We start from the raw sequence: 26008 nt of genomic DNA on the forward strand, positions 1-26008 counted from the left end.
ACATTTCTCGTGATTCGAGTGCTTCTCGCGGAAGATCAGCACGTCATCCGCAGCGCGCTGGCGACCCTCCTCGCGCTGGAGGACGACCTGGAGATCGTCGACGCCGTCGCGTCCGGCGACGCCGCCCTGGACTCCGCCCGGGTCCACCGGCCCGACGTGGCGGTCCTCGACATCGACATGCCGGGCACCCTGGACGGCCTGGCCGCCGCCGCGAAGCTGCGCGCCGAACTGCCCGGGTGCCGCGCCCTGATGCTGACCGCGTACGGCAAGCCCGGCCACCTGCGCCGGGCGCTGGCCGCGCAGGTGGACGGGTTCCTGCTGAAGACCGCGCCGCCCGAGGAACTGGTGGCGGCCATCCGCAAGGTGGCCTCAGGGGAGCGGGTGCTCGACCCCTCGCTCGCCGTGACCGCCTGGGACCTGGCCGACAACCCGCTCACCGAGCGAGAGGTGGAGGTGCTCAGGCTGCTCGCCGGGGGCGCCCAGGCCACGGAGATCGCCTCCCGGCTGTTCCTGAGCGCGGGCACGGTGCGCAACTACCTCACCACGATCGTCGCCAAGCTGAACGCCCGCAACCGGACCGACGCGGTGCGCGTCGCTAGCGAGGCAGGCTGGATCTGAGCTCGAACCAGCCGTCCTCTACCGAGGTGGTCAGGGCGCCGGAGAGCACGGCCAGCCGGGTGGTCAGGTTGCCGATGCCCGACGACCCGCGCCGCGTCCTGGAGCGCTGCGCCCCGTCGTTGCGCACGCTGAGCAGCACCTCGTCGCCTGACGCCGAGGTCACGATCTCGACCTGGCGGGCCGCGCTGTGCCGCAGGACGTTGGTCACCGCCTCCCGCAGGACGGCGCTCAGCACGGTGTCGGCCTCCGCGGTCAGCTCGTCGTGCCCCAGCTCCACGTGCGCCTCGATGCCTGCCGCCTTGAGCACCGACCGGGCCGAGCCCGCCTCCTGGGCGAGGGAGAGGACGCGGTGCTCACCGGAGACCGCCCGCAGGTCCGCCTCGGCCTGTTCCGTCATCTCCAGGATCTGCCGCAGCTGCGCGGCGGGGTCGGCCAGGCGCCGAGCCAGCTCGCAGGTGAGCAGGATGGCGGCCAGGCTGTGGCCGAGCAGGTCGTGCAGGTCGCGGGCGGCGCGCAGGCGCTCCTCCACCACCGCGGAGCGGGCCAGGTCCGCCTTGGCCTCCTCCAGCTCCCTGACCACCTGGGCCAGGCGGAGCAGGCCGTACACGACCAGTCCGGTGACCAGCGTGCTGACCGCGTAGTTGACCGTCACCGGCACCGGCAGGCCGAGCCGTACGCCGATGGCCGCGACGGCCCCGATGACGAGGGCGACCAGGGGCCAGGCGAGCGACCAGCGGAAGGCCAGCAGCAGCGGCCCGGCGAGGAACCCCGCGACGCCCAGCCAGACCATGCCGAAGAACGCGATCGGCGCGAAGGCGAGCACGGCCATGACGGCCAGCGCCACCATGTGGCGGCCGCGGGTGGAGCGCACCTGGAGGTACCCGATCACGCCGAGGAGGACGGCGGCCGCGGGCAGCTGGGCCACCGGGAGCTGCAGCAGGGCCTTGACGCTGAATCCGGTCAGTACGGTGGCCAGCAGCGCGACCGCGAACCGGTGGGCGTGCCGTCCGGCGGTGGTGTCCGGCCGGACGGCGGGCAGCGGGAGCGCGGCCTCCACGACCAGCCGGCCCTGGGGCGTCAGGCCGGTGGTGAGCGAGCCGCCCGCGTCGGCGAAGCCGGACGGGAGCTCGCCCAGGAAACGGTCGTCGGCGGTGCGGGCCCCGTCGCCGGTGACGCGCAGGCGTACCGTCTGGCCGTCGGCCATCGTCTCGATCAGGCACTCCGACCCGGTCTCGATCACCTCGGTCACCGCCTCGCGCAGGACCGCGGCCAGCAGCGCCCCCGCGGGGCCCAGCGGTTCCGGGTGGGCGGCGCGCACCTCGAACCGGATGCCGGCGGTCGAGAGCATCGCCTTGGCCGTGGTGAGCTCGGGCGTCAGCGAGGTGGCGCGGTAGCCGGCCGCCGCCGAGCGCGCGTCCGCCAGGGCCGTGCGGGCGGTCGTGACCACCTCGCCGAGCAGTTCGCCCGCGTTCTGCGGGGCCGCCAGCGCCCGGCGGCAGCCGTCGGCGATCGCGGCCAGCCCGGCGCCGAGCCCGGTGTTCAGCTCGGCGGCGATCCGCAGCCGCTCCTCGGCCACCGCCGCGGCGGCCAGCGCGAGCCGGGCGGCCTGCATCTCGCCGACCCGCTCGGTCAGGCGGGCCAGCCCGAAGATCACCAGCGAGATGAGCGCCGCGCTGATGGTCGCGTCCAGCGTGCCGACCCAGGCGGCGATCACGACGACCAGCGGGGCCAGCAGCCGTAGCCGGGTCAGCAGCAGGGAGCCGCCCAGGAACCCGAGCAGCCCCACCGACAGGCCCAGCGCGAGCACACCCGCGAAGCACACCACCGCCTGCGCCCCCACCAGCCACCAGGTACGGCGGCGCGGCAGCTGCAGCAGGAAGGCGGGTAACGCGGCCAGCACGCCGTACGGCGTCGCCGCCACGTAGACCGCGGCGAAGGCGGCGAAGACCGCGACAGCCGTGACCCGCGCCATGACACCCCTTCCGAAACTCCGGCGAAAGGCAACATTCTCGACGAACACCCCGAAACCCACACCGGCGGCCTTTTTAGAGGCTAGTCTCTAAAATATGAGAGTTCCGAGGGTGTGGGGGGCGAGCGCCGGCGAGATGGCCGAGCCCTACGCGTGCGACAGGTTCGTCGAGGAGCCGTTCGAGGGCTGGTTCCGGGCGGTCAGCGTCCAGGCCGCCGCGGCGACGGTGTTCCGCTGGCTGTGCCAGTTGAAGGTGGCGCCCTACAGCTACGACATCCTGGACAACGCGGGACGGCGCAGCCCCCGGAAGCTCACTCCCGGGGTCGAGCGTCTGGAACGGGGCCAGCGCGTCATGTCGATCTTCGAGCTGGTCGACTTCGCGCCCGACCGGCACCTGACCCTGCGGATGACCGACGCGCGGGCGGCGGCCGTGTACGGCAGGCTCGCCGTCAGCTACACGGTGCGGGAACACCGGCCGGGGCAGTCGCGGCTGGTCGTCAAGCTGGCCGTGCCGAACGCGGGACTGGGGCGCCACGCCGTCCTGCGACCCCTGCTGGCCTGGGGTGACCTGGCGATGATGCGCCGCCAGCTGCACACCCTCCGCGACCTGGCCGCCGCGAGCTGACCTCGGGAACCGCACGGGGGCGTTCCCGAGCCCGGCGCACGGCCTACAGCGGCAGCCGGATGTCGAAGCGGCAGCCCGGCCCCTCGTTCGCCACGGTCACGTGGCCGTCGTGCGCGGCCACGATGCCCTGGGTGATCGCCAGGCCGAGCCCCGCGCCGCCCTCCCGCGTCGGGGTGCGCGCCTTCTCGCCCATGAACGCCACCTCGAACACCCGCTCCAGATCCTCCTCGGGGATCCCTCCGCACGCGTCGGCGACGGTGAGCGTCGCCGCCCCTTCCTCCACCGCGGCGCCGACCACCACCTCGCCACCGGCGGGCGTGTGCCTGATCGCGTTCTCGACGAGGTTGCGCAGCGCCCTTCCCAGCGCCGCCGCGTCGGCGCTCACGGGCACGATCCCGCACTCCGTCCGCACCTTCACGCCCTTGCGCACGGCGAGTGCCTCGACCCCGGCGACCGTGTCCGCCACCAGGTCGCCGAGCCCGATCCTGGTCCGGTGCAGCCGGAGCGCGCCCGCGTGGATGCGCGACAGCTCGAACAGGTCGTCGACCATCGAGGAGAGCCGTTCGACCTCCACCCTGATCTGGGTCGGGTACCGGTGGGGGTCGCCGACGCCGTCCTCCAGCGCCTCGGCCATGGCTCGCATGCCCGCCAGCGGCGTGCGGAGGTCGTGGCTGACCCACGCCACCAGTTCCCTGCGCGCCCCTTCCAGGGCGCGCTCCCTGGCGTAGGACTCCTCCAGGGCCTGGGCGATGTCCCGCAGCTCGGCCGGCAGGCCCGCGGGCACGACGAAGGACGGCTCCCGCACCGCGGCGGCGAGGCGCCGGCTCGCCCCCACCACCTGCCGTGCCAGGGCGAAGGCCACGCCGAGTCCGACGAGGCCGCCGACGGCCACCACGGACAGCACCAGGTCCCTGGCCGAGCCGTCGATGATCATCTTGAGCGTGATGGCGGTGACGCCGGCGAGCGTGGCCACGACCGCGACCACCGCGACGACGGCCAGCATGACGCCGATGGACCGGGTGCGCAGGCACCGCATCAGGGCGAGACCGGCACCCGCCACGACCATCCCGAGCCCGGCCGTCACAGCCACTATTTCCAGAAAAGTCATGACAATGGCTCGTATCTGTAGCCGACGCCCCACACGGTGACGATCCTTCGCGGAGCGGTCGGGTCGGGCTCGACCTTCTCCCGCAGCCGCCGCACATGGACGGTCACCGTCGACGAGTCGCCGAACGACCACCCCCACACCTGGTCGAGCAGCGCGGCCCTGCTGAAGGCCTGGCGCGGGTTGCGCATCAGGTAGGCCAGCAGCTCGAACTCCCGCGAAGTCAGCATGACCGGCTCGCCGCCGAGCCGTACCTCGTGCGCGCCCACGTCCACGACCAGGTCGCCGTCGCGCAGCACCCCCGTACCGCCGGTGACGGCGGCGCCCTGGGCCCTGCGCAGCACCGACCGCACCCGCAGCGCCAGCTCGCGCGGGCTGAACGGCTTGGTCACGTAGTCGTCGGCGCCGGTCTCCAGGCCCACCACGCGGTCGATCTCCTCGCCGAGCGCGGTCAGCATGATCACCGGAACCGGCCAGCGCTCCCGCAGCTTCCTGCACACGTGCAGGCCGTCGACCTTGGGCAGCATCAGGTCGAGCACCATGAGGTCGGGCGGTTCGGCGAGCGCGCGCCGCAGAGCCTCCGCGCCGTCGCCGACGCACTCGACCCGGTGGCCGTCACGCTCGAGATAGCGGGCCACGACCTCGGCGACGGTCGGGTCGTCGTCGACCACGAGGATGCGAGTGCTCACACCGTCACGGTACGGCTAATTCCCGCGCGAAAGCATGGTCCCGGGCGTACGGTATGCGTATGGGTCGATTGGTCATGCTCGTCGTCGGCGTCGCGCTGGCGCTGTGGGTGCTCGTCGCCTTCATCCTGCCCATGCTCGTGGGCCTGGTGAAGCTCGCGCTGATCATCGGCGTGATCGCGCTCGTGGTCTTCGTCGCCGTCGCCCTGGTGGGCAGGACGGCCCGCTAGGTGTTCAGCCTCGCGCTGGCGGACCCGGCCGGTCTCATGCTGATCGCCGGCCTGCTCCTCCTCCTGCTGGCGGCCTGGGCCGTCGGCGTGCTCCTGGCCCAGCGGGGCGGCACGCCGAGCTTCCCGCTGACCTACGCCAGGAGGACGGCGTTCCTTCGCCAGCGCGACCCTGACGCGGCGGGCAGACCGCGGCCGAGAGCTCCGTCACCGCACTTCTCGTGAACGAAGAACCTTTTCTTTCTCCGAGGAGTTGTGGTGATCGATTCTTTCGTCATGTTCATCACCGGGTTCGGCGGTAACACCGCGCTGGTGATCGTGCTGTTCACGCTGGCCGTACGGCTGCTGCTGCTGCCGCTCAGCGTGCGCCAGGCCAGGGCCGCCAAGGTGCGGCAGAGACTCGCCCCCGAGCTGAAGAAGCTGCAGGAGCGGTACGGCCGCGACCCCGAGCGGCTCAGCAAGGAGGTCAACGCCCTGTACGCCAAGGAAGGCACGTCGGCGTTCGCCGGCATCGGGCCGGCCTTCGCGCAGCTGCCGTTCCTGTGGCTGATGTACCAGGTCGCCACCCACCCGCTGGTCGGCACCGACCTGCTCGGGCAGCACCTCGCGACGGTGGTCGCGCAGTACGGCCTGGTCAGCGCGCCCGCGCTGGCCTTCGTGGCGATCATCGCGCTGATCGCGCTGATCGCGTGGTACACCTCCCGCCGCATGGAGGCCGGCCAGTTCAGGATCCTGAAGCTGCTGCCGTTCGGCACCGTGCTCGCCGCGGCCTTCCTGCCCCTGGCCACCGGGATCTACCTGCTGGTCTCGACGGCCTGGACGGCGGCCGAGCGCCGGCTGCTCTACCCGGCTTCCTTCAACGCGGCGACCTGACCGTTGGCGACGTTCGGGGCAGGGAGCACGGCCCATACCGTGGTCGTCTCCCCCTCGTGTCGCACCCCCCAGCTCTCCGCGACGTACTCCACGATTCCGAGCCCGCGCCCGCCGAGCGACGACAGCGTCGGACGGCCCGCGCGCGGCTCGGTCGCGGCACCTCCGTCACTCACCGCCACCTCGACATGATCGTCACTCCACAGCCACGCCACCCTGACCATGCCGGAGGTCAGCGGTCGCGCGTGCCGTAGCGCGTTGCTCAGCAGCTCGCTCACCACCAGGACCGCGTCATCGATCGCGGCGGCGTAGACCCCCCACTCTTGCAGGTCAGTGCAGAGGCGCTGGCGTGCGACGGCGACGCTGGACAGTGCGTACGGCAACATCACGACGCTCGACACACCCACCTCCCCGCTCCCAGTCCCCCCCAGGGAAACCCCCCCGGTACGACCGAAATGCCCCGTTACCCGGTCCCAGAAACCGCGTCTCGATCACGGCTTGTACACATTGGACGATAGATCAGGGCATCCGTGACCGGCTCGTTACCGCCTCGGTGTGTCGGGCGCGATAGTGAGAACGAGCCTCATCCGGGTGCCTCCGACGGGTCGCGGATGGGCCGTGACCTCGCCCCCTTGCGCCCTGGCCAGGCTCCGCACGATGTACAGGCCGAGCCCCACGCCGCCGAATCTGCGCCGGTCACCGCTGTCGGCCTGCACGAACCTCTCAAAGATTCGGTCACGGTCGGCGGGGGCGATGCCGACGCCCTCGTCGTCGACGACCACGACCACCCGCCCGTCCTCCGCCCACGCCGCGACGCGGATCAGCCCGCCGTCGGGTGAGTACTTGAAGGCGTTCTCCAGGAGCTGGCCGAGCACGATGTCGGTGGCCAGGGCGTCGCCCCTGACGTCGGGCAGCCCCTCGGGGACGACCACCTCCACCCTGTGCGCGTCGGACAGCACCGGCAGCCCGAGCGTGGCCGCGCGGATGCGCTCGGCGACGCTGAAGGTCTCGATGCGGACCTTGAGCTCCTCCGCTCCCGCGCGGGCGCCCAGCAGCAGGTGGTCCATCAGCTGGCCGAGCGACCTGGCCCGCTCGGCGATGGTGTGGACGGCGGAGCGCCGTTCGGGGTCGGTCAGCTTGTCCCACCGGGAGTCGAGCGTGCTGGCGAAGCCCCGCACGATCGTGATCGGGGTGCGCAGCTCGTGGCTGGTGGTGGCCAGGAACAGGTCCTTGGCCTCCTCCAGTTCCTTGGCGGCGGTGATGTCGCGGAAGTCGATCACCATCTCGCCGGTCTCCTCGATCTTCGCGCTGACCACGTCGAGCCAGCGGCCCGACTCGAGCTGGAAGGTCAGCTTCCGGCCCGGCTCGGGCAGCGGGAACGGCGGCGGCCTGCCGATCGCCTCGTCGGCGGCCACGCCGGTGAGCTCGCCGGCCGCGGGGTTCCACCGCAGGACCCGCCCCTGCCCGTCCAGCACCGCGATGCCGTCGGCGCTGGCGTCGAAGACCGCGCGCTCGTGCGCCCGCTGCCGCAGCACCTCCTGGTAGGCCTCCGCGTTGCCGACGGCGATGCCCGCATGTCCCGCCAGCAACTCGAGCAGCTCCAGCTCGAGCGGCCCCGGTTTTCGCTCGGCGAACAACGCGTAGAGCGCCCCGTACGGGCGCCCGCCCACGGCGGCCAGGCCGAGCGCGATCGTGTGCAGGCCGGGTAATTCCGCCCACACCAGGTCGTCGAGCCCCTGCGACTCCAGCATCACGGTCCTGCCGGTGCGCAGCAGCTTGCCCACCAGGCTGCTGCGCAGGTCCGCGGTGGCGTCCCTGAGCGTCTCGGGCAGCTGGTAAGCGCTGACCAGCCGCAGCCGCTCCTTCTCGATCAGTACGAACCCGCCCGCGTCGGCTCCCGTGAGCTCGGTGAGGCTGGCCGCGATCCGGTCCAGCACGGCCGGCAGCTCCAGCTCGGCGTTGATGTCGCCGACCACGTCGGTGAGCCGGCGCACCAGCATGGCCCTGCGCGCCGACCGGTCGTGCGCGGCGACGTCGTCGCCGGTCGGGTGGTGGACGTGCACGTAGCCGATCACCGCGTTGCCCTGCAGCAGCGCGCTCGTGTCGACCCGCACGTCGAGCAGCGTGCCGTCCTTGCGGAAGCGCCTGGTGCGCAACGAGACCTGGCCGCCCGTGCGAACCCGCTCCAGCACCGCGTTGTGCTCGGCGGTCAGCTCGCCGGGAACGATCGGCGCGCGCCGCCCGACCAGTTCCTCGAAACTCCACCCGAACAACCGCTCCGCCGCAGGGTTCCAGGCCAGCACGGCCTGGTCTCTGTCGAGCACGACGACCGCGTTGGGGGCGCTGGAGAGTACGGCCGCGGTGATCTCCTCGTCACCCACCTTTCCATAGTGCCGGTGGCGGCCTCGCTCCGTGGCCTGATCCGTCCGATACGCTGCGGGCTATGTCGGCTGGCGACCTCGATGCCCTGTTGAGGGTCACCTCACCCACCTACCGGCCCGAGCGACCGCCGGAGGTCGCCATCGGCACCTACGACGGTGCCGTGGGCAGGCTGGTGCTCGCGGTGACCGGCAAGGGCGTGGTCGCCTGCAGCTTCGACGACGAGCACGCCGTCTTCGAGCGGATCTCGCGGGCCGTCGGCGGGCTCGTCGGGCCCGACCCGCGCCGTCTCGACCCGGTGCGGCGCGAGCTCGACGCCTACTTCTCCAGGCGCCTGCGTGCCTTCACCGTCTCCGTCGACCTGCAGCTGGCCACGCCGTTCGCGCGCACCCTGCTGCAGATGACCATGGCGGTGCCGTACGGCACCGCCACGACCACCGGCGACCTGGCGGCCCGCATCGGACGGCCGCAGGCGCTGCGCGCGGTGAGCAACGCGCTCAACGGCAACCCGGTGTGCGTGATCGTGCCCTGCCACCGGGTCGCCGATCGCGAGAGCTACCCCGGCGGGCCCACCGCGCTCGAACGCCTGCTGCGCGTCGAAGGCTAGCGGCGCCGCCGTACCGCGCCGCCGAGCCGGCCGACCAGCAGCGTGACCAGGCCGGCGACCAGGAAGGCGCCCAGCGCCGCGCTCATCCACGGCTGGCGGGTGAAGCCGAGCGCCGCGCGGGCGCCGTCCCAGATCGCGGCCCACCACGGGATCGTGGACGGGGCGGCCAGCAGCCACCACGCGCAGAACCCGAGCGCCCACGGGACCGTCATGATCCAGCGGGAGGGGGCGCGCTCGCTGGTGTTCCAGGTCCTGCCGCTGCCGAGCAGGAAGTAGTCGACGACGAGCACGCCCAGCATCGGCACGAAGACGGCGCCGATGATGCTGAGGAAGGCGCTGTAGGAGTTGACGTCGACGAGGAGCGCCACGCCGATCGTCACGACGCCGAGGGCCACCGAGAAGACCCGCCGGTCGACGCGCGGCATGAGGTTCTGCAGCGACATGGCCGTGGAGTAGACGTTCGCGAACGACTGGTCGGTCTCGCGCAGCACCAGGATGCCGAAGAACAGCGCGCCCAGCGGCGCGGCGACGAACGGGCCGAAGACCGCCGTCGGGTCGTTCAGCACGGCGTCATGGCCGGCGATCGCGACCGCGTAGACGCCGATGGCCAGGCACGCCACCTGGGCGATCGTGTAACCGCCCACCACGCCGGTGAAGGCGGCCGAGCTGCTGCGCGAGTGCCGGGCGAAGTCGGCGGCCAGCGGTACCCACGAGACCGACAGCGCGATCACGAAGTCGACGGCGGGGGCGAAGGCGTCCCACGAGCCGCCGGCCGGCGCTGGAGCCCGCTGCAGGAGCGCGACCGCGAACCAGACGGTCGAGACGATCACGCCGATCGTGACGACCCGCCTGATGAGCCTGATCGCACCGAGCGGGTAGATCGTCAGCCCGGTGGTGATCACGCCCGCCACGATCACCCAGACCGCGTACGGCACGGCGTCGCCGACGATCGCCTGGGCGCCCATGGCGATGACCCACAGCTCGAAGGCACCCCACCCGAGCATCTGGATGATGTTGAGCACCGTGGGGACGTAGGACAGCCTCGCCCCGAACAGGCCTCTGAGCAGCACCATCGCCGGCTGTCCCGTCTGGGCGCCGGGGATGGCCGCGAGGCCCACCATGGCGGTGCCGATGAGACTTCCCACGACGGTGGCGGTGACCGCGGCGGTCATCGTCAGCGGGTTGTCGTCGAGGAGAGGGTTGATGAGGAAGAGGGCGAAGGAAAAACCCAGGAGGCTGACCCCGAGGTTGGCCCAGAAGGCGCCCTGGTCGAGGACGCCGAGGGTTTTGGGCGGGGCCTGGTCGAGGGTCAGCGGTACTTCGGCATGCTTCGGATCGACGACATGCGTCATCGCACGCTCCCTACGCCGGCATTACCCGGACAGGTTCATGCGGTCGGCGACGCCTGGGGGTCGCCCTCTCAGCCCGGCCATGCCCGAGCTCCCGCGGTTACTGGTTTGAGGCGAATTATTACATCTCGTTCCTTTTTGGCAACCACCCCCTCCCCGCCTCCCCACCCCTCCCGCCGTCCCTCCCGCAAGCCCACACCACCGAACCGGCCCTCCCGGAGAAACCCCGACCACCCGCCCACACCACCGAACCGGCCCCCCCGGCCACCCAGGAAGACCCTGCCCACGCCCCCCCTACAACCGCGACCGCACGCCAGTACCGGCCTCCCCAAGAAACCCCGGCCCGCGCCTCCCCAGCCACCCCGGAAGACCCTGCCCACGCCCCCCTACAACCGCGACCGCACGCCCGCACTGGCCCCCGAGAAACCCCGGCCCGCGCTTTCTTCGCAGTTCCGGGAGGTTGTGGTGGGGCGGGTCCGCGAGAATGGGGACATGACCGTTCCCGAAATCGACGTCACCGACGTGCCCGCCGGAGCCTTCCTGCTCGACGTCCGCGAGCCCGAGGAGTGGACGGCGGGCCACGCCCCCGACGCCACCCACATTCCACTCGGCGAGCTGCAGGCCCGCGTCGACGAGCTCCCCTCCGGCCCCGTCTACGTGGTGTGCAGGGTCGGCGGTCGGTCCGCGCACGCCGCCGCGTGGCTCAACCACATCGGCCGCGACGCGGTCAACGTCGGCGGCGGCATGCAGTCGTGGGAGCTGGCGGGCAAGCCCCTGGTCAGCGAGAGCGGCCGACCGCCGTTCGTCGCCTGACGCCACCTACGCGACATCCGCCGCTGGACGCCGCCAGGTGACGTCCGTCGCTGGACACCGCCAGGTGACGTCCGTTGCTCGACGCCGCCAGGTGACGTCCGCCGCTGGACGCCGCCAGGTGACGTCCGTCGCCTGACGCCGCCTGTGTGATGTTCGTCGCCTGACGCCGTCTACTTGAGCAGCTTCGACATCCGCCGGTCGGCAAGGATCTTGCCCTCGGTCTGACAGGTCGGGCAGTACTGCAGCGAGGAGTCGGCGAACGACACCTCGCGGATGGTGTCGCCGCACACCTCGCACGGCTGCCCCGTCCTGTTGTGGACGCGCAGCCCCGACTTCTTCTCCGCCTTCAGGTCCTTGGCCGCCAGGCCGTGGGCGCGCTCCACCGCATCCCGCAGCGTGGTGACGATCGCCTCGTGCAGGTCGGCGATCTGCGCGTCGGTCAGCGTGGCCGCGATCTTGAAGGGTGACATCCGGGCCGCGTGCAGCACCTCGTCGGAGTAGGCGTTGCCGATGCCCGCGATGATCTTCTGGTCCCTCAGCAGGCCCTTGATCTGGGTACGGTTGCCGCCCACGATCTCCTTCAGCGCCTGGACGGTGAACTCGGGGACCAGCGGGTCGGGCCCGAGCGAGGCGATGCCGGGCACCTCCATCGGGTCCTTGACGACGTAGACGGCCAGACGTTTCTGGGTGCCTGCCTCGGTCAGCTCGAAGCCGGGCGCCAGGCCGTCGTCGTCGGGCGCCAGCCGTACCCGGACCGCGAGCGGGCCCTTGCCCGGACGCACGGGTTTGGCGCCCGACAGGTCGGCGCGCCAGCGCAGCCACCCCGCCCTCGACAGGTGGGTGACCAGGTGGAGGCCGTCGCAGTCGAGGTCGAGGAACTTGCCGTGCCTCGCCACGCCGGTCACCGTCAGCCCGCCGAGCGCGGTGACGGGCGGGTCGAAGGTCTTGAGCGCCTGGAAGGCGACCACGTCGACGGCCAGGATCGTGCGGCCGACCGCCTGCTCGCGCAGGAAGCCGGCCAGCGACTCCACTTCGGGAAGTTCCGGCATGCCTCCAGACTAGAGCGCACCCCCGGCGAGCGCCCTCGGACGAGCCGGGGCCGCGTCAGGGAAAAGGTCAGCTCGTGCCGCATCCCCTCGGCGGCCGCCCTCGCTCCCGAGCGGAAGTGACCATCCAACGCCCACCATCCCGAGCGGAGACGGCCGACTCGCGCCGCGCCCCGAGCGGAAGCGCCCGCCCCGCGCGCCGCGACTCCGAGCGGAAGTGCCCGACCCGCGCGCCGCGACTCCGAGCGGAAGTGCCCGACCCACGCGCCGCGCCCCGAGCAGAAGCGGCCGCCCCGCACTCCGCGCCCCGAGCGGAAGCGGCCGCCCCGCACTCCGCGGCCTCGACCGGGAGCGGCCATCCATGCCCCACGACCCCGCTCCCCGACGGAAGCGGCGGGTTCCTGACCCCCACGATCCCGGACGGCGGGGCCCGGGGTCAGGGGACGTCCCAGAAGGCCAGCTCGTGCCGCATGCCCTCGGTGAACAGTTCCTTCGCCCTGCCGAGGTCGGGCGCGGCCTCGTCGATCATCCCGGCGATCCGCTCGGTCAGCGCGGCGAACCCGGGGTCGGCGTAGGTGTCGACCCAGGCGCGGTAGCGGGGCTCCTCCGGCTTGTTCTCGGCGAGGATCCGGCCGAGGGTGGAGTATCCCCACATGCACGGGTACAGCGCGGCCAGGCCCTCGGCGTAGTCGGCCGCCGACTCCAGCAGGAAGGCGGTGTAGGCGGCGCAGGCCGGGCCCTTCCGCGCGCCGTCCAGGTCCGCGTCGAACGACGCCGACAGCGACCGGTGCAGCGAGAGCTCGTCGTGGTACGTGGTGTGCGCGAGGTCGACCAGGTCGCCCAGGTGGGCGGCGGGCGCCTGCCACGCCAGCCGGGCGAACACGCGCACGTAGTCGTGCAGGAACAGCCAGTCCTGCTCGAGCCACGACCTGAAGACCTTCTCCTCGAGGTCTCCTCTGCCGATGCCCACGACGGTGGGGTGCGCGAGTTGCGCGTCGAGCAGGGGCCGGCCGATGGCGTGCAGTTCCGCAGAAATCGACATATGCGGCAAGTTACCGGTTTTCCGTGGTGAGAGCGGCGGCGCCGAACGACACGCTGAACCGCTTGCACCAGATCGACACGCTGGTCAGGCTGCCGAGGTCGGTGTCGGCGGGGATGGCGTAGTTGGCGTTGCCCTTGTTCCCCTTGAGATGGCCGAGCTCCACGTACCTGCCGTCGTCGAAGTTGTGCCAGGAGTCGGTGACCGGCTGGTCGCTCAGCCATACGCGCAGGTCGGGGCCGTCGGAGGTGGCCAGGCGCTCGATGCGCAGCACGCGGCTGCCGTCGGGCAGCCTGAGCACCTTGGCGACACCCGACGTCTTGTGCTCATGGGTCACGAAATTTCCGGACATGAGGATGGTGGTTGCCGCGGCCGTCGCCGCCGGGACACCACCCGCCCCAGGGCTCGGCCTGCCCGGGGAGGACCGGTCCGGGGACGGCCGATCCGGGGACGGCGGCGCCGAGGACGTGACGGCCGCCTCCGGGAACGGCTCGTCCACCTCGACAGTGGTGAAGAGCCGCCACGGCTGGAACAGGTACATCGCGACCCCGAGGACCACCGCCACGGCGATCCAGGTCAGCGGATGGCGGAGGAGCTTCTTCATGGGTCCACCTGACCACGCCCCACGCCTGACGACGCTTACGGACCCCTTACGGCGTAATTTGAGGATATGAGTGTCACCATCGCCGAAGAGGTCCTGTTGCTCGCCCACAGCGAGGAGGACGGCAGGCAGCTGATCGGCTCCGCGGAACTGGGCGCTGCGCTGGGCGGTGCCGTCCTCGCCGAGCTGGCCGTCCAGGACCGGATCGAGCTGTCGAAGAAGACGGTCGCCGTCAAGGACGCCACCGGCACCGGCGACCCGGACCTCGACGCCGCGCTGACCCGTATCGCGGAGGACGGCAAGGAGCGCAAGCCCGCCTGGTGGGTCTCCAAGATCGGCACCAGCAAGCTGAAGACCCGCCTGCTGACCAAGCTCGCCGACGCCGGCGTGCTGTCCCAGGAGCGGGGCAAGGTGCTCGGCATCTTCCCCACGACGCGCTGGCCGGAGGCCGACGGCGGGGTGGAGGCCGAGGTTCGCGAGCGGGTGGCGAACGCGCTGGCCGGCGCGGACCCGGAGCCCCGTACGGCGGTGCTGATCGCGGTCATGCACGCGTGCAAGCTCGACCGCAAGGCCTTCCCCGGGGCGAGCAAGGAACGGATCAAGCAGATCACCGACGGCGAGTGGGCCGGCGAGGCGGTCGCCAAGACCATCGCCGACATCAACGCGGCCATCATGATCGCCGCCACCAGCGCCGCCATCGGCGCCGCAGCGGGCGGCTCCACAGGCTGACTCAGGGCAAGGCACCCGCCATCCCAACCGGCCCAGAAAGCCCGCGACCGGCTCAGGAAGACCCCGGCCGACCTACGAAGGCCCGCGACCGGCCCGGAAAGGCCCCGGCTCGGGGAGGGGTACCGCCCCTCCCCGCCGGGGTGGTCACGACGGCGGGCGCACCGGCCCCGGGGTCAGCCCTTGTCCAGCGCGTCCTTGGGAACCGGCTGGTCCGCCTTCAGCGCCTCGAACAGCTGGGTGGCCCGCGTGGTGTCCCACTTGACCGCGGCCCCGCCCGCGACGTTCTCGTTGCCGCCGAACGGCACCACCGTCGTGATCGGGTCGCCGCCCATCGCGAGCCCGAGCGACAGCAGGTCGAACGCTCCGGTCGAGCCGTCGACCCGCACCGCGTCCGTGGCGCCGATGGCCAGCGGGATCGAGGTGAACGGGTTGATCAGCACCGCGGGGCTGGCCGCCTTCTTCACCACCGCGCCGAGGAACTGCCGCTGCCGCTTGGTCCGCTCGAAGTCGGGCAGCGCCCCGCCCTTCCTGGTGCGGACGTAGCCGAGCGCGGTGCCGCCGTCCATCTCCTGGCAGCCCTTCTTGAGCTTGAGCCCGGCCTTGGGGTCGTTGATCGCGTTCTTGACGCAGATCTCGACGCCGCCCACCGCGTCGACGATGCCGACGAAACCGGCGAAGCCGACCTCCATGTAGTTGTCGATCCTGATGCCGGTGACGTTCTCGACCGTGCGGGTCAGCAACTGGGGGCCGCCGATGGCGAAGGCCGCGTTGAGCTTGTTGCGCCCGTGGCCGGGAATGCTGACCGCGGAGTCGCGGGGCAGGCTGACCAGGGTGGGCCGGTCGCCGCCCTCGGGGATGTGCAGCAGCATCATCGAGTCGGTGCGCCGGCCGACCGCGCGTCCGGTGGCGAGCTTCCTGCGCTGGGCCGCCGACAGGCCCTCGCGGCTGTCGGAGCCGACGAGCAGCCAGTTGGTGCCGGGGGTGTCGGCGGGACGGCCGTCGTAGTCGTCGAGGACGCCGTCGATGCCCTGGATCCGCCCGTTGATCCAGAAGAACCCGACCACGCCGAGCACCAGCAGGATGGCGATCAGGGCGGCGAGGATCATCAGGATCGTCCGGCCCTTGATCCGGCCGCCCAGCAGCGGTCCGCGGGGGCCGCGCGGCTCCCTGGGTTCCTTCGGCGGCTTGCCCAGGGGGCGGACGGGGCTGGTGCCCGAGCGCGCCTTGCCGTACACGCGGGACGAGGAGGGCGGCGGGGGCGGGGACGGCGGCTCGTTCACCCTGGTGGGCTCGGCGCCGGGGACACGGTGCGCGGGCGCGCCGCCCGAACGGGGTTGACCTTCCTGCCGCCTGGGCAGGGGGCGGCCGTCGCCTGGCGAGCGCATGGCCCTGGTGCGGTCGTCCTCGGTCACGTCGTTTTCTCCCCCTCGGTATGGTTCGACGGTACTTCGTGGCTCTCACCAGTGCAGAGTGCTCGCCAAGGTTTTCCCATGGAAAAGTACTCAGACAAGAGCCGGAGTCCCTCCGGAAACATCTGACGCGACCTGGATCGTTACGGTTGGTGGACGACGTCGAACGAAAGGATGATCGTGTCCGCTCCGGACCCATGGAGTACTAGCCCGTGCATCCGCACGGGACCCTCTGCGAGCTCGAAATGAGCGCCTATCTCGGCATCCTCGCCCTCTTTCTTCTCACCGCGGCGACCGGTTACTTCGTCGCCCAGGAATTCGCCTTCGTCGCCGCCGACAGGGGCCTGCTCCGCGAGCAGGCGAGCGGCGGTGACGCGGCCGCCGAGCGGGCGCTGCAGGTCACCTCGCGCCTGTCGTTCATGCTCTCCGGCGCGCAGCTGGGCATCACCGTCACGGCCCTGCTCGTCGGTTTCCTCGCCGAACCCGCCATCGCCACGCTCGTCCGGCCGCTGCTCGGCGACCTGCCGGCGGCCTTCTCCGTGGCCATCGGCGTCTTCGTGGCGACCGTGATCCAGATGGTGCTGGGCGAGCTCGTCCCGAAGAACCTCGGCATCGCCAAGCCGGAGACGGTGGCCAAGTTCCTCGCCCGCTCGACCGTGGCCTACCTGGCGGTCGCGGGCCCGCTCATCAAGCTGTTCGACTCGGCGGCGACCGGCCTGCTGCGCCGCCTCGGCGTGGAGCCGGTGGAGGAGGTGGAGCACGGCGCGACCCCGGAGGAGCTGTCCAGGATCATCGCCGAGTCCACCCAGGCCGGTGAGCTGCCCCCGCGGCTGTCGGAGCTGCTGGAGCGGGCGCTGGAGTTCGGCGACCGGACGGCCGAGGAGGCGATGGTCCCCAGGCCGCGCGTGGTCGTGCTGCGCGGCGACCGGACCATCTCCGACCTCATCGAGACGATGAGGGAGTGCGGCCACTCGCGCTACCCGGTGCTCGGCCCCGACGGCGACGTGGTGGGCGTGACGGGCGTGCGCGAGCTGCTGGCCTCGGGGCTGCAGGACGGCCCCGTCAGCGCGATCGCCCGGCCCGCGCTGCTCGTGCCCGACTCGCTGCCGCTGCCGCTCGTGCTGCAGCAGATGCGCGCCGCCAAGGACGACCTCGCCTGCGTCATCGACGAGTACGGCGGCCTGGCCGGCGTCCTGACCGTCGAAGACCTGGCCGAGGAACTGGTCGGCGAGCTCCTCGACGAGAACGACCCTGAGCCCGTCGGCGTGGTCGAGCGTCCCGGCGGTGTCTGGGACGTCCCCGGCACGCTACGGCTGGACGAGGTCGAGCGGGCCACGGGGATCGCGCTGCCCGAGAGCGACGACTACGACACCGTGGCCGGTCTGGTGCTGGCCAGGCTGGGCCGGATGGCCGAGCCCGGCGACAGGGTGACCGTGGAGCTCGTCGCCGACGCCGACCCGTTCAGCGACGACGCCCAGGAGTCGCAGGCCGAGCTCATGGTGCTGTCCCTGCAGCGCAGGGTCCCCGAGTGGGTACGGCTGGCCCCCGTCCCGCACCCCGCGGAGGTGGGCCGGTGAACCCGCTCGTCCTGCTCCTGCTCAGCGCGGCGCTGCTGGTCTTCAACGCGCTGTTCGTGGCCGCCGAGTTCGCCTTCGTCTCCGCGCGCAGGCACCGCCTGGAGGAGATCGCCTCCGGCGGCGGCAAGCTGACCAGGTTCGTCGCCAAGTCGGCGGTCGAGGCCGGCAAGCAGCTGTCGCTCATGCTGGCGGGCGCGCAGCTCGGCATCACGCTGTGCACGCTCGGCCTGGGCATGGTGACCGAGCCCGCGATCGAGCACTATCTGGAGCCGGTCTTCGCCTGGATCGGCCTGCCGGAGGGGCTGCGGGTGCCGATCTCGCTGACCATCGCGCTGGCCCTGGTCACGTTCCTGCACATGGTCGTCGGCGAGATGGCGCCCAAGTCGTGGGCGCTCACGCACCCCGAGAGGGCCGCGCTGCTGCTGACGGCGCCCTTCCGCGCCTTCACGCGGCTGATGCGCCCGCTGCTGTGGGCGCTGAACGGTTTCACCAACCTGATCCTGCGCGTGTTCGGCGTGCACGCCCGTGACGAGCTCGCCACCACCAGGACGCCTCGCCAGCTCGCCATGCTGGTCGGCGAGTCCGGCCGGATGGGGCTGCTCGACCGCGACGAGCACGACCTGCTGACCAGGGCGCTGCGGCTGGAGGCCGAGGGCATCGAGCGGCTCATGGTCTCGATCGACCAGGTCGTCATGGTGCCTGCCGACGCGGACTCCGGCGAGGTCAGGCGGGTCGCGGGCAAGAGCGGCCACCTGCGGCTGCTGGTCGGCACGCGGTCCGACGTCAGGGGCGTGCTGCACGCGCGCGACGCCGTACTGCGCCCGGAGACCGCCGCCGGGGAGCTGGCGCGGCCGCTGCCGCGCCTGCCGTGCGTCACCCAGGTTCCCGAGGCCGTGGCGGCCCTTCAGGACGCGCGCGCGCACCTGGGGCTGGTCGTCGCGGCCGACCAGTCGGTCATCGGCATGGTGAGCCTGAGCGACCTGCTCGGCGAGCTGCTGGACACCAGAGCCGCGTGAGCCGGATTCCCCCGGCGCCCCATGGGCGCCGGGGGAGCCAGGCCACAGTTGTGTCACAAGAGGGCAAAGTCCGCCGGCCGCATCGCGACGCGCCGATCCCCCCGACGAATCAGCTCTGAGCGAAACATTCGAAAACACGAAATGGTCGTGTAAGCGAGTTGAAAGTGGCTCGCAAGCGAGGTCGGATACCGTTTCGCAAGCGGGCGCGGGCCGTGACCCAAAAAACGAGCCCCGGCTCTTGCGAACCGGGGCTCTGTTTCGTCAATGTTGGTCCACCGATGACATCGGGGACCTGAGTGGGCGAGGAGGGATTTGAACCCTCACGTCCTTTCGGACACACGGACCTGAACCGTGCGCGTCTGCCGTTCCGCCACCCGCCCTTGTGGGTGCGGAGAAACAGTAGCACGGATCAGACGCTGGTACCGAACCCGGATACGATCGCATCAAGACGCGGAGAGAAGAGCTGGGTGCAAGAGAGCGACTCAGGAGCCACCGGCACCCCAGCGGCCGCGACGATATGCACGGAGGAGGGGAGGTACCCGGTGGGAGTCCTTCAGCGCTTCGAGCGAAGGCTCGAAGGCTTGGTTGAGGGGGCCTTTGCGCGGGCGTTCAAATCTGACCTTCAGCCGGTCGAGGTCGCCAGCGCGGTGCAGCGGGAGATGGACGAGCGGGCCGCCATCGTGGCTCAGGGCCGGACGCTCGTGCCCAACGACTTCGTGGTGGAGCTGTCGACGACCGACGCCGAGCGACTCGAGGTCTACGCCGACAGCATCAGCCACGAGCTGGCCAACCTCGCCAGGGAGTACGCCAAGGAACAGGGCTACTCCTTCGTGGGACCGGTCCGGGTCCGGTTCGAGACGGCCCCCGACCTCGCGGTCGGGCTGTTCCGCATCCGCTCGGGCGTCATCAGGGGAGCGACGGTCGAGCAGGACGAGATCCGCCAGCCCAAGAGCGATCTTCCGGCCTCGCGGCCGGGGGCGTTCGGCGGCCGGCCGCGACTGCTGGTCTCCACGCAGGACGACCCGCAGGGCGACCGCTCGTACGAGCTCACCACCCCGGTGACCTTGCTCGGGAGAGGCACCGACTGCGATCTTCGTCTTGTCGATCCAGGCGTCTCCCGGCACCACGCGGAACTACGCGTCGAGGGTCCGCAGGTCGTGCTCGTCGACCTCGGCTCCACGAACGGCACATTCGTCAACGGCCAGCCGGTACGCAGGATCGAGCTCCAGAACGGCACTCGTGTCACCCTGGGGCGCACGACCCTGGTGTTCCGGCGCGATTAGAGGTAGACAAACGGTCCATGTCCGAGCTCACGCTGCTGCTGATCCGGCTCGCCTTCCTGGCGGTGCTGTGGTTCTTCGTCATTGCCGCAGTCGGGGTGATCCGGACGGACCTGTTCGGTTCACGTACGGCTCCGGCCGCGCCCCGGCCCAAGGCGGCGAGCCCCAAGCCCGCCGCCAAACCCAAGAGCAAGAAGGGGGAGCCACGCCAGCTGGTCGTCACGGGCGGCCCCCTGCAGGGCACCACCATCAGCCTCACGGAGACGCCCATCACCATCGGCAGGGCCAACGACGCCACGCTGGTCGTGACCGACGACTACGCTTCCAGCCGGCATGCCCGACTCTTCCCCCAGGACGGTCAGTGGATCGTGGAAGATCTTGGCTCAACCAACGGCACGTATCTCGACCGCTCGAAAGTCACCCGCCCGACCCCTGTGCCGCTCGGTGTCCCGATCCGGGTCGGCAAGACAGTCATTGAATTGCGCAAATGACCATCGCACTCCGCTACGCCGCCCGCTCGGACGTCGGCCTCCTCCGCGAAGGGAACGAGGACTCGGCGTACGCTAGCGGCCGCCTGCTCGCCGTCGCCGACGGCATGGGCGGGCACGCACACGGCGAGGTGGCGAGTTCCGTCGCCATCGCCGCAATGGCCTCTCTGGAAGAGAGCCAACAGGGGGGTGACCTGCTCAACGCCATCGAGGCGGCGGTACGCGACGCGAACCGCAAGCTCCACGAGATGGTCGGGCGGGATCCCAGCCTCAAGGGCATGGGCACCACTCTCACCGCGATGCTCTGGAACGGCACCCAGGTCGCGCTGGTGCACGTCGGCGACTCGCGCGCCTACCTGCTCAGACGCGGGGAGCTCTACCAGATCACCCACGACCACACGCTCGTCCAGCAGCTGGTCGACGACGGGCGGATCACCCCCGAGGAGGCGGCGACGCACCCGCAGCGGTCGATCCTGCTGCGGGCCCTCGACGGCAGCGGCGAGGTCGATCCCGACCTCACCCTGCGTGAGGCCCAGCTCGGCGACCGCTACCTGCTCTGCTCCGACGGGTTGTCGGGGGTGGTGAGCGCCGAGACTCTGCACGCGACGCTCACCAACATCGACGACCCCGAGGAGGTCGTGCGCCAGCTCATCGACCTGGCCAACAGAGGCGGCGGCCCCGACAACATCACCTGCGTGCTCGCCGACGTGGTCGATCTCACCGAGGGCGTACAGGTGCCCACGGAGGCGGCGGTGGTCGGCGCGGCCGGCTCCAACCGGCTCCGGGCGGGTTCCCCCGGGGAGCCGGCGGGGCGAGTGAGCGCGGCGACCGCACCCCAGCCGGTGATCACCGACGACGATGACGACTACGACGACGCCGAGGCGTCGGGGCGAGCCGTCAGGCGCCGTCGCGTGTGGCCCGTGCTGGTCTCCGTGCTCGGTGTGGCCGGGGTGGCCGCCGGTGTCGGCGGCTTCTTCGGCTGGCAATGGGTTCAGGACCAGTACTTCGTCGGAGCAAGGGGCGACGAGGTGGTCGTTTATCGCGGAGTGCAGCAGGAGGTGGGCCCCATCCAGTTCTTCGAGGTGGTCAAGCCCACCGGTCGCAAGGTCTCCGACCTGTCCTCCACCGAACAGGCTCTGGTGAAGGACGGCATCAAGGTCGCCGACGAGGGCGAGGGCCTCGAGAAGATCAACAGCCTGACGTTCAGTCTCAACGCCACCGAGCCGAAGCCCTCGGTCACCCCGTCATCAACCCCGACCAAGACGAGGTCCCAGTAGGTGAGCGAAGTGGTCGCGACCCCCGTCCCCATGCCCGCCAAGCGGCGTGCCGTCCAGCTGTTCATGCTGGCCGGAGCCGTGGCGATCGTCATGGGGGCCTACGCCAACGTCGGCCTGGCCGTCGACGGCGCCATCCCCGCCGGCATGCTGACGTACGGCCTCAGCCTCGGTGGCCTGATGCTGGTCGCCTACCTCGTCCTGGCAAAGTTCGCCCCGTGGGCGGACCCCCTCATCCTGCCCCTGGTCACCCTCGTCAACGGCCTCGGCCTGGTGATGATCTACCGGCTGGAGGTGGCAGGGCAGGAGGGCGCGTCCGCCACCAACCAGATCGTCATGACCGGCGTCGGCGTGGTGCTCTTCACCGTGACGTTGATCGTGCTGCGCGACCACCGTGCCCTGCAACGTCTCACCTACACCGCGGGCCTCGTGGGCCTGGTCCTGCTGATCTCCCCGCTCACCCCGGGGCTCGGCAAGACCATCAACGGCGCCCGCATCTGGATCGGCGTCGGCGGCTTCAGCATCCAGCCCGCCGAGTTCGCCAAGCTGGCGCTGGTGATCTTCTTCGCCGGTTATCTGGTGGCCAAGCGCGACGTCCTCGCGCTGGCCGGGCGGCGGCTGCTGTTCATCGACCTGCCACGCGCCCGCGACCTCGGCCCCATCCTGATCACCTGGGCCGTCGCGATCGGCGTCCTGGTGCTGCAGCGTGACCTGGGCTCCTCCCTGCTGCTGTTCGGCGGCTTCGTCGTGATGCTCTACATCGCCACGCAGCGCACCTCATGGGTGCTGATCGGCGTGCTGCTGTTCGTCGGCGGCGCCTACATCGCCGGCCAGCTCTTCAGCCACGTGGGCGACCGGTTCGACGTGTGGCTGGACCCCGCCAACCCCGCGTACTACGACCGCCCGTTCGGCGGCAGCTACCAGCTCATGCAGGGGCTGTACGGCTTGGGCGCAGGCGGCATCCTGGGCACGGGGCTCGGCCAGGGCCACCCCAAGGAGATCCCGCTCGCCTTCTCCGACTTCATCTTCACCGCCGTGGGCGAGGAACTCGGCCTCACCGGGCTGATGGCGCTGCTGCTCATCTACGCGCTCATCGTGGAGCGCGGCCTGCGCACCGCGATCGCGGCCCGCGACCCGTTCTCCAAGCTGCTGGCCGGCGGCCTCTCGTTCATCCTCGCCTGGCAGATCTTCATCATCGTCGGTGGCGTCACCGGCCTCATCCCGCTGACGGGTCTCGTCACGCCGTTCATGTCGCAGGGCGGTTCGGCGCTGCTGGCTAACTGGATCCTTATCGCCCTTCTGGTACGCATGTCTGATGCCGCCCGACGCCCCCCACCCCAGGCGATCCAGGACGAAGGACTGACGCAGGTGTTCCAGCGATGAACGGGCCTCTCAAGCGCGCGGCCGTGGCGTGTCTCGTCATGTTCGGGCTGCTCATGCTGAACGTCAACTACGTGCAGGCCCTCAAGGCCGAGAGCCTGAACGACGACGCCAGGAACAAGCGCAACTTCTTCGAGCGCTACGAGGTGCAGCGCGGCCGCATCACCGCGGGCGGCACGATCCTCGCGCAGTCGGTCGAGCAGAAGAAGGGCAACTTCCGCTTCGTCCGTGAGTACCCGGACGGGAAGGTCTTCGCGCACGTCACCGGCTACTTCTCCCCGGAGAGCGAGTCGGCGATCGAACGCGCCACCAATGGCTACCTCGACGCCAGCCACCCCGACCTGCTGCTGCGCAGGAGCATCGACCTGTTCACCGGCGAGCCGACGCGCGGCGCCAACGTCGAGGTGACGATCAACCCGAAGGCGCAGAAGGCGGGCCACGAGGCGCTGGCGGCCAGCGGCAAGCGGGGCGCAGTCGTCGCGCTCAACCCGAAGACCGGCGCGATCCTGGCCATGGTGTCGCTGCCCACCTACGACCCGAACGTGCTGTCGGGCACCGACAAGGGGACGGTCTTCGCCGCCTACAACAAGCTCGACAAGGACAAGACCAACGGTCCGCTGGTCAACCGGGCGATCAACCGCACCTACCCGCCCGGCTCCACCTACAAGGTGGTGACGGCGGCGGCGTTCCTCGAGGACGACTCCAGCCGCGACGGGCAGACCATCGTGCCCGCCCCACAGGTCCTCGATCTGCCCAACACCACCGCCGACCTGCCCAACTCGGGCGGCGCGGCCTGCGGTGGCGGCCAGGTGCCACTGGTGTACGCGCTGGAGCGCTCGTGCAACACGCCGTTCGGCAAGATCGGCATGGACCTCGGCTACGACCGGATGGCCGAGCAGGCCGCGAAGTTCGGCGTCGGTGAGCCGCTGTCCGTCCCGATGGAGGTCTCCAAGAGCGACGTCGGCCCCAAGGAGGACGCCGCCGCGCTCGCCCAGGCCTCGATCGGCCAGCGCAGCAACCAGATGACGCCGCTGGAGATGGCGATGGTGGCCGCCGGCATCGCCAACGACGGCAAGGTCATGCGGCCGTACCTGGTGCAGAAGATCACCGACGCCAAGAACGACACCATCGACGAGGCCGAGCCCGAGGAGCTGTCCGAGGCGGTCAGCTCCGAGACCGCGGCCAAGCTCAGGCAGATGATGGTCAGCGTCGTCAACAACGGCACCGCCAACCGCGCCCAGATCCCGGGCGTCGAGGTGGGCGGCAAGACCGGCACCGCGCAGACCACGCCGGGCAAGGCGCCGCACGCCTGGTTCATCTCCTTCGCGCCCGCCCAGGACCCGCAGGTCGCGGTGGCGGTCATCGTCGAGTCCGGCAGCGCGGGCACCGAGGCCTCCGGTGGCCAGACCGCGGCTCCCATCGCGAAGGCCGTGATGGAGGCGGTGCTCGCCAAGTGACCTCCCCCAGTCGCCGGCTCGGCGAGCGCTACCTCCTGGTGTCGCGCATCGCCGTCGGCGGCATGGGCGAGGTCTGGCGCGGCAAGGACGAACTGCTCGGCCGCGAGGTCGCCGTCAAGCTCATGCGGGGCGGCGTGGCGGCCGACCCGTCCTTCCTCGCCCGCTTCCGCAACGAGGCCAGGATCACCGCGGGCCTGTCCGATCCCGGCATCGCCCAGGTCTTCGACTACGGCGAGCAGAGCGACCTGGCCTACCTGGTGATGGAACTGGTGCCGGGAGAGTCGCTGTCGGCCATCCTGGCGCGCAACGGCGCGCTCGGCCCCGAGGTGGCGCTCGACGTGATCCACCAGACCGCCAAGGCGCTGCAGGCGGCGCACGCGGCGGGCATCATCCACCGCGACATCAAGCCGGGCAACCTGCTGGTCACCCGCGAGGGCACGATCAAGGTCACCGACTTCGGCATCGCCCGCGCGATGGAGGCCGCACCCGTCACGCAGACGGGCACCGTTCTCGGCACGGCCCAGTACGTCAGCCCCGAGCAGGCGCAGGGTCTGCCGCTGACGCCCTCGACCGACCTCTACTCGCTCGGCGTGGTGGCCTACGAGTGCCTGGCCGGCAGCACGCCCTTCCACGCCGACAGCCAGGTGGCGATCGCGCTCCAGCACCTCAGCGCGGCTCCCCCGCCGCTGGACGCCTCGATCCCGGCGCCGGTGCGCGACCTGGTCATGGAGCTGCTGTCGAAGGAGCCGTCGAGGCGTCCCGCGAGCGCGCGGGAGCTGGCCGACCGGGCTCTCGCGCTGCGCCAGACGATGCTGGGCGCCGACGACTCCGGCACCGAGCTGCGCATGCTGACCGATCCGGCCGGGTTCCGCGTCAACCAGCGGACCGGCCAGGGTCCGGTCGGCGGCTCGCCCGAGACGGTCATCGAGCCCGCCGAGCCGTACGGCGGCACGCCGACGCCGGTGCCTCCCGGCGGGGGCGGGCCGTACGGGGACGACACGGGGCGGTGGGGCGCGCACACGCAGATCTCCGAGCCCGTGCGGCGGCGCAGGCGGCGCACCACGGTGCTGGTCGCGACGGCGGGGTGCGCCGCGGCGGTCGGGCTCGGGGCGTTCGCTATCGCCAATTACGGCCTCGGCGAAACCCCCAACGTGACGGAACCCACACAAACTGTGGAAAGCACTCCGTCCATGAAGCCGAGCAGGACCAAGACACCGTCACGCCGGCCCGCCACGGTTCCGCCGAGGACCGCTCGGCCGGTACCCTCACGGTCAGCTACGGTAAGCACGTCGGCCACTCCCACGCAGCGGCCGACGACGACGAAGACGCCAAAGCCGACCCCGACCCCGACCCCGACGCCCACACCAACGCCCACCCCCACCCCGACGCCAACAGTGACACCAACTGGCTCCCCCGATCCGGGCGAAACCATCCCGCCGAACGAGGAGACGTGATGCGTCGCGG

General features: G+C 71.2%; 26 protein-coding genes, 1 tRNA gene and 1 riboswitch. Of the genes, 16 read left to right on the plus strand and 11 right to left on the minus strand.

Annotated features, from left to right (window positions below; genetic code table 11):
- The first annotated feature begins 9 nt into the window (after window positions 1–9).
- On the plus strand, window positions 10–618 hold the full coding sequence (locus tag ACWDLG_RS39870) for a response regulator transcription factor (RefSeq protein WP_354917050.1): 609 nt from the start codon (window positions 10–12) through the stop codon (window positions 616–618).
- On the opposite strand, the gene ACWDLG_RS39875 is transcribed toward ACWDLG_RS39870, so the two are convergent.
- Window positions 596–2590 (minus strand): histidine kinase, encoded by a 1995-nt coding sequence (locus ACWDLG_RS39875; RefSeq protein ID WP_449930033.1) that lies wholly within the window; start codon window positions 2588–2590, stop codon window positions 596–598. The two genes, ACWDLG_RS39870 and ACWDLG_RS39875, sit on opposite strands and share 23 nt — an antisense overlap.
- Before the next feature lie 94 nt (window positions 2591–2684).
- Here ACWDLG_RS39875 and ACWDLG_RS39880 point away from each other — a divergent pair, with 94 nt between their 5' ends.
- Complete coding sequence (locus ACWDLG_RS39880) at window positions 2685–3212, plus strand: hypothetical protein (protein WP_449930035.1); 528 nt, start codon at window positions 2685–2687, stop codon at window positions 3210–3212.
- A 43-nt stretch (window positions 3213–3255) separates the two neighbouring features.
- On the opposite strand, the gene ACWDLG_RS39885 is transcribed toward ACWDLG_RS39880, so the two are convergent.
- Window positions 3256–4320 (minus strand): sensor histidine kinase, encoded by a 1065-nt coding sequence (locus ACWDLG_RS39885; RefSeq protein ID WP_354917043.1) that lies wholly within the window; start codon window positions 4318–4320, stop codon window positions 3256–3258.
- Complete coding sequence (locus ACWDLG_RS39890; RefSeq protein ID WP_354917040.1) at window positions 4317–5006, minus strand: response regulator transcription factor; 690 nt, start codon at window positions 5004–5006, stop codon at window positions 4317–4319. The genes ACWDLG_RS39885 and ACWDLG_RS39890 overlap by 4 nt, the downstream gene beginning before the upstream one ends.
- A gap of 59 nt (window positions 5007–5065) precedes the next feature.
- Between ACWDLG_RS39890 and ACWDLG_RS39895 the strand changes: the two genes are divergently transcribed.
- Genes ACWDLG_RS39895 through ACWDLG_RS39905 form a run of 3 tightly spaced genes read left to right on the plus strand, consistent with a single transcriptional unit; the run spans window position 5066 to window position 6103 of the window.
- A complete protein-coding gene (locus ACWDLG_RS39895) occupies window positions 5066–5233 on the plus strand; it encodes a hypothetical protein (protein ID WP_354917037.1) in 168 nt (55 codons plus the stop codon).
- Window positions 5234–5455, plus strand: coding sequence for a DUF6412 domain-containing protein (locus ACWDLG_RS39900; RefSeq protein WP_354917034.1), 222 nt, complete (start codon window positions 5234–5236; stop codon window positions 5453–5455).
- A 33-nt stretch (window positions 5456–5488) separates the two neighbouring features.
- Complete coding sequence (locus ACWDLG_RS39905; RefSeq protein WP_354917031.1) at window positions 5489–6103, plus strand: YidC/Oxa1 family membrane protein insertase; 615 nt, start codon at window positions 5489–5491, stop codon at window positions 6101–6103.
- Here the strand turns inward: ACWDLG_RS39905 and ACWDLG_RS39910 are convergent.
- Window positions 6073–6501 carry an ATP-binding protein gene (locus ACWDLG_RS39910; protein WP_354917027.1) on the minus strand — a complete coding sequence of 143 codons (429 nt, stop codon included), beginning with the start codon at window positions 6499–6501 and terminating at the stop codon, window positions 6073–6075. The two genes, ACWDLG_RS39905 and ACWDLG_RS39910, sit on opposite strands and share 31 nt — an antisense overlap.
- Before the next feature lie 141 nt (window positions 6502–6642).
- Window positions 6643–8481, minus strand: coding sequence for a PAS domain S-box protein (locus tag ACWDLG_RS39915; RefSeq protein WP_449930039.1), 1839 nt, complete (start codon window positions 8479–8481; stop codon window positions 6643–6645).
- 62 nt (window positions 8482–8543) lie between these two features.
- Between ACWDLG_RS39915 and ACWDLG_RS39920 the strand changes: the two genes are divergently transcribed.
- The gene (locus ACWDLG_RS39920; protein WP_354917021.1) at window positions 8544–9086 is read left to right on the plus strand and encodes a methylated-DNA--[protein]-cysteine S-methyltransferase; all 543 of its coding nucleotides are present in this window, start codon (window positions 8544–8546) and stop codon (window positions 9084–9086) included.
- Here ACWDLG_RS39920 and ACWDLG_RS39925 read toward each other — a convergent pair.
- Window positions 9083–10438, minus strand: coding sequence for a purine-cytosine permease family protein (locus ACWDLG_RS39925; protein WP_449930042.1), 1356 nt, complete (start codon window positions 10436–10438; stop codon window positions 9083–9085). The two genes, ACWDLG_RS39920 and ACWDLG_RS39925, sit on opposite strands and share 4 nt — an antisense overlap.
- A riboswitch (TPP riboswitch) is annotated at window positions 10429–10543 on the minus strand. It overlaps the preceding gene by 10 nt.
- 384 nt (window positions 10544–10927) lie before the next feature.
- Between ACWDLG_RS39925 and ACWDLG_RS39930 the strand changes: the two genes are divergently transcribed.
- Window positions 10928–11248, plus strand: a complete 321-nt coding sequence (locus tag ACWDLG_RS39930) for a rhodanese-like domain-containing protein (protein WP_354917015.1) — start codon at window positions 10928–10930, stop codon at window positions 11246–11248.
- Between the two features lie 170 nt (window positions 11249–11418).
- Here the strand turns inward: ACWDLG_RS39930 and ACWDLG_RS39935 are convergent, their stop codons facing one another.
- From ACWDLG_RS39935 to ACWDLG_RS39945, 3 genes are all read right to left on the minus strand, one after another.
- Window positions 11419–12297, minus strand: a complete 879-nt coding sequence (locus tag ACWDLG_RS39935) for an Fpg/Nei family DNA glycosylase (protein WP_449930044.1) — start codon at window positions 12295–12297, stop codon at window positions 11419–11421.
- A 433-nt stretch (window positions 12298–12730) separates the two neighbouring features.
- Window positions 12731–13336 (minus strand): TenA family protein, encoded by a 606-nt coding sequence (locus ACWDLG_RS39940; protein WP_449930046.1) that lies wholly within the window; start codon window positions 13334–13336, stop codon window positions 12731–12733.
- 10 nt (window positions 13337–13346) lie between these two features.
- A complete protein-coding gene (locus ACWDLG_RS39945; protein ID WP_449930048.1) occupies window positions 13347–13937 on the minus strand; it encodes a DM13 domain-containing protein in 591 nt (196 codons plus the stop codon).
- A 66-nt stretch (window positions 13938–14003) separates the two neighbouring features.
- Between ACWDLG_RS39945 and ACWDLG_RS39950 the strand changes: the two genes are divergently transcribed.
- Entirely contained in the window at window positions 14004–14663 is a 660-nt protein-coding gene (locus ACWDLG_RS39950) for a GOLPH3/VPS74 family protein (RefSeq protein ID WP_449930050.1), read from the plus strand.
- A gap of 173 nt (window positions 14664–14836) precedes the next feature.
- Here the strand turns inward: ACWDLG_RS39950 and ACWDLG_RS39955 are convergent, their stop codons facing one another.
- Window positions 14837–16075, minus strand: a complete 1239-nt coding sequence (locus ACWDLG_RS39955; RefSeq protein WP_449930052.1) for an LCP family protein — start codon at window positions 16073–16075, stop codon at window positions 14837–14839.
- A gap of 242 nt (window positions 16076–16317) precedes the next feature.
- Between ACWDLG_RS39955 and ACWDLG_RS39960 the strand changes: the two genes are divergently transcribed.
- Complete coding sequence (locus tag ACWDLG_RS39960; protein WP_449930054.1) at window positions 16318–17649, plus strand: hemolysin family protein; 1332 nt, start codon at window positions 16318–16320, stop codon at window positions 17647–17649.
- On the plus strand, window positions 17646–18665 hold the full coding sequence (locus tag ACWDLG_RS39965; RefSeq protein WP_449930056.1) for a hemolysin family protein: 1020 nt from the start codon (window positions 17646–17648) through the stop codon (window positions 18663–18665). Before ACWDLG_RS39960 ends, ACWDLG_RS39965 begins: the two co-directional genes overlap by 4 nt.
- 297 nt (window positions 18666–18962) lie before the next feature.
- Here ACWDLG_RS39965 and ACWDLG_RS39970 read toward each other — a convergent pair.
- Window positions 18963–19045, minus strand: a tRNA-Leu gene (locus tag ACWDLG_RS39970).
- Between the two features lie 162 nt (window positions 19046–19207).
- Here ACWDLG_RS39970 and ACWDLG_RS39975 point away from each other — a divergent pair.
- The 6 genes from ACWDLG_RS39975 to ACWDLG_RS40000 are packed head-to-tail and all read left to right on the plus strand — an operon-like array spanning window position 19208 to window position 25998.
- On the plus strand, window positions 19208–19948 hold the full coding sequence (locus tag ACWDLG_RS39975) for a DUF3662 and FHA domain-containing protein (protein ID WP_354916992.1): 741 nt from the start codon (window positions 19208–19210) through the stop codon (window positions 19946–19948).
- Between the two features lie 17 nt (window positions 19949–19965).
- Entirely contained in the window at window positions 19966–20436 is a 471-nt protein-coding gene (locus ACWDLG_RS39980) for an FHA domain-containing protein FhaB/FipA (protein WP_354916989.1), read from the plus strand.
- The gene (locus tag ACWDLG_RS39985) at window positions 20433–21710 is read left to right on the plus strand and encodes a Stp1/IreP family PP2C-type Ser/Thr phosphatase (RefSeq protein ID WP_449930059.1); all 1278 of its coding nucleotides are present in this window, start codon (window positions 20433–20435) and stop codon (window positions 21708–21710) included. Before ACWDLG_RS39980 ends, ACWDLG_RS39985 begins: the two co-directional genes overlap by 4 nt.
- Before the next feature lie 30 nt (window positions 21711–21740).
- Entirely contained in the window at window positions 21741–23090 is a 1350-nt protein-coding gene (locus ACWDLG_RS39990) for an FtsW/RodA/SpoVE family cell cycle protein (protein WP_354917108.1), read from the plus strand.
- Window positions 23087–24544, plus strand: coding sequence for a peptidoglycan D,D-transpeptidase FtsI family protein (locus ACWDLG_RS39995; RefSeq protein WP_449930061.1), 1458 nt, complete (start codon window positions 23087–23089; stop codon window positions 24542–24544). The genes ACWDLG_RS39990 and ACWDLG_RS39995 overlap by 4 nt, the downstream gene beginning before the upstream one ends.
- On the plus strand, window positions 24541–25998 hold the full coding sequence (locus ACWDLG_RS40000; RefSeq protein ID WP_449930063.1) for a serine/threonine-protein kinase: 1458 nt from the start codon (window positions 24541–24543) through the stop codon (window positions 25996–25998). The genes ACWDLG_RS39995 and ACWDLG_RS40000 overlap by 4 nt, the downstream gene beginning before the upstream one ends.
- Window positions 25999–26008: the final 10 nt, after the last annotated feature.

Source organism: Nonomuraea sp. NPDC003727 (genome assembly GCF_053586935.1).

What these genes read in the sequence shown, in the direction of transcription:
- ACWDLG_RS39875 (WP_449930033.1), bottom strand. Translation starts at nt 2,590, where the DNA reads ATGGCGCGGGTCACGGCTGTCGCGGTCTTCGCCGCCTTCGCCGCGGTC.
- ACWDLG_RS39880 (WP_449930035.1), top strand. Translation starts at nt 2,685, where the DNA reads ATGAGAGTTCCGAGGGTGTGGGGGGCGAGCGCCGGCGAGATGGCCGAG.
- ACWDLG_RS39885 (WP_354917043.1), bottom strand. Translation starts at nt 4,320, where the DNA reads ATGACTTTTCTGGAAATAGTGGCTGTGACGGCCGGGCTCGGGATGGTC.
- ACWDLG_RS39895 (WP_354917037.1), top strand. Translation starts at nt 5,066, where the DNA reads ATGGGTCGATTGGTCATGCTCGTCGTCGGCGTCGCGCTGGCGCTGTGG.
- ACWDLG_RS39920 (WP_354917021.1), top strand. Translation starts at nt 8,544, where the DNA reads ATGTCGGCTGGCGACCTCGATGCCCTGTTGAGGGTCACCTCACCCACC.
- ACWDLG_RS39925 (WP_449930042.1), bottom strand. Translation starts at nt 10,438, where the DNA reads ATGACGCATGTCGTCGATCCGAAGCATGCCGAAGTACCGCTGACCCTC.
- ACWDLG_RS39930 (WP_354917015.1), top strand. Translation starts at nt 10,928, where the DNA reads ATGACCGTTCCCGAAATCGACGTCACCGACGTGCCCGCCGGAGCCTTC.
- ACWDLG_RS39935 (WP_449930044.1), bottom strand. Translation starts at nt 12,297, where the DNA reads ATGCCGGAACTTCCCGAAGTGGAGTCGCTGGCCGGCTTCCTGCGCGAG.
- ACWDLG_RS39940 (WP_449930046.1), bottom strand. Translation starts at nt 13,336, where the DNA reads ATGTCGATTTCTGCGGAACTGCACGCCATCGGCCGGCCCCTGCTCGAC.
- ACWDLG_RS39945 (WP_449930048.1), bottom strand. Translation starts at nt 13,937, where the DNA reads ATGAAGAAGCTCCTCCGCCATCCGCTGACCTGGATCGCCGTGGCGGTG.
- ACWDLG_RS39950 (WP_449930050.1), top strand. Translation starts at nt 14,004, where the DNA reads ATGAGTGTCACCATCGCCGAAGAGGTCCTGTTGCTCGCCCACAGCGAG.
- ACWDLG_RS39960 (WP_449930054.1), top strand. Translation starts at nt 16,318, where the DNA reads ATGAGCGCCTATCTCGGCATCCTCGCCCTCTTTCTTCTCACCGCGGCG.
- ACWDLG_RS39980 (WP_354916989.1), top strand. Translation starts at nt 19,966, where the DNA reads ATGTCCGAGCTCACGCTGCTGCTGATCCGGCTCGCCTTCCTGGCGGTG.
- ACWDLG_RS39985 (WP_449930059.1), top strand. Translation starts at nt 20,433, where the DNA reads ATGACCATCGCACTCCGCTACGCCGCCCGCTCGGACGTCGGCCTCCTC.
- ACWDLG_RS39990 (WP_354917108.1), top strand. Translation starts at nt 21,741, where the DNA reads ATGCCCGCCAAGCGGCGTGCCGTCCAGCTGTTCATGCTGGCCGGAGCC.
- ACWDLG_RS39995 (WP_449930061.1), top strand. Translation starts at nt 23,087, where the DNA reads ATGAACGGGCCTCTCAAGCGCGCGGCCGTGGCGTGTCTCGTCATGTTC.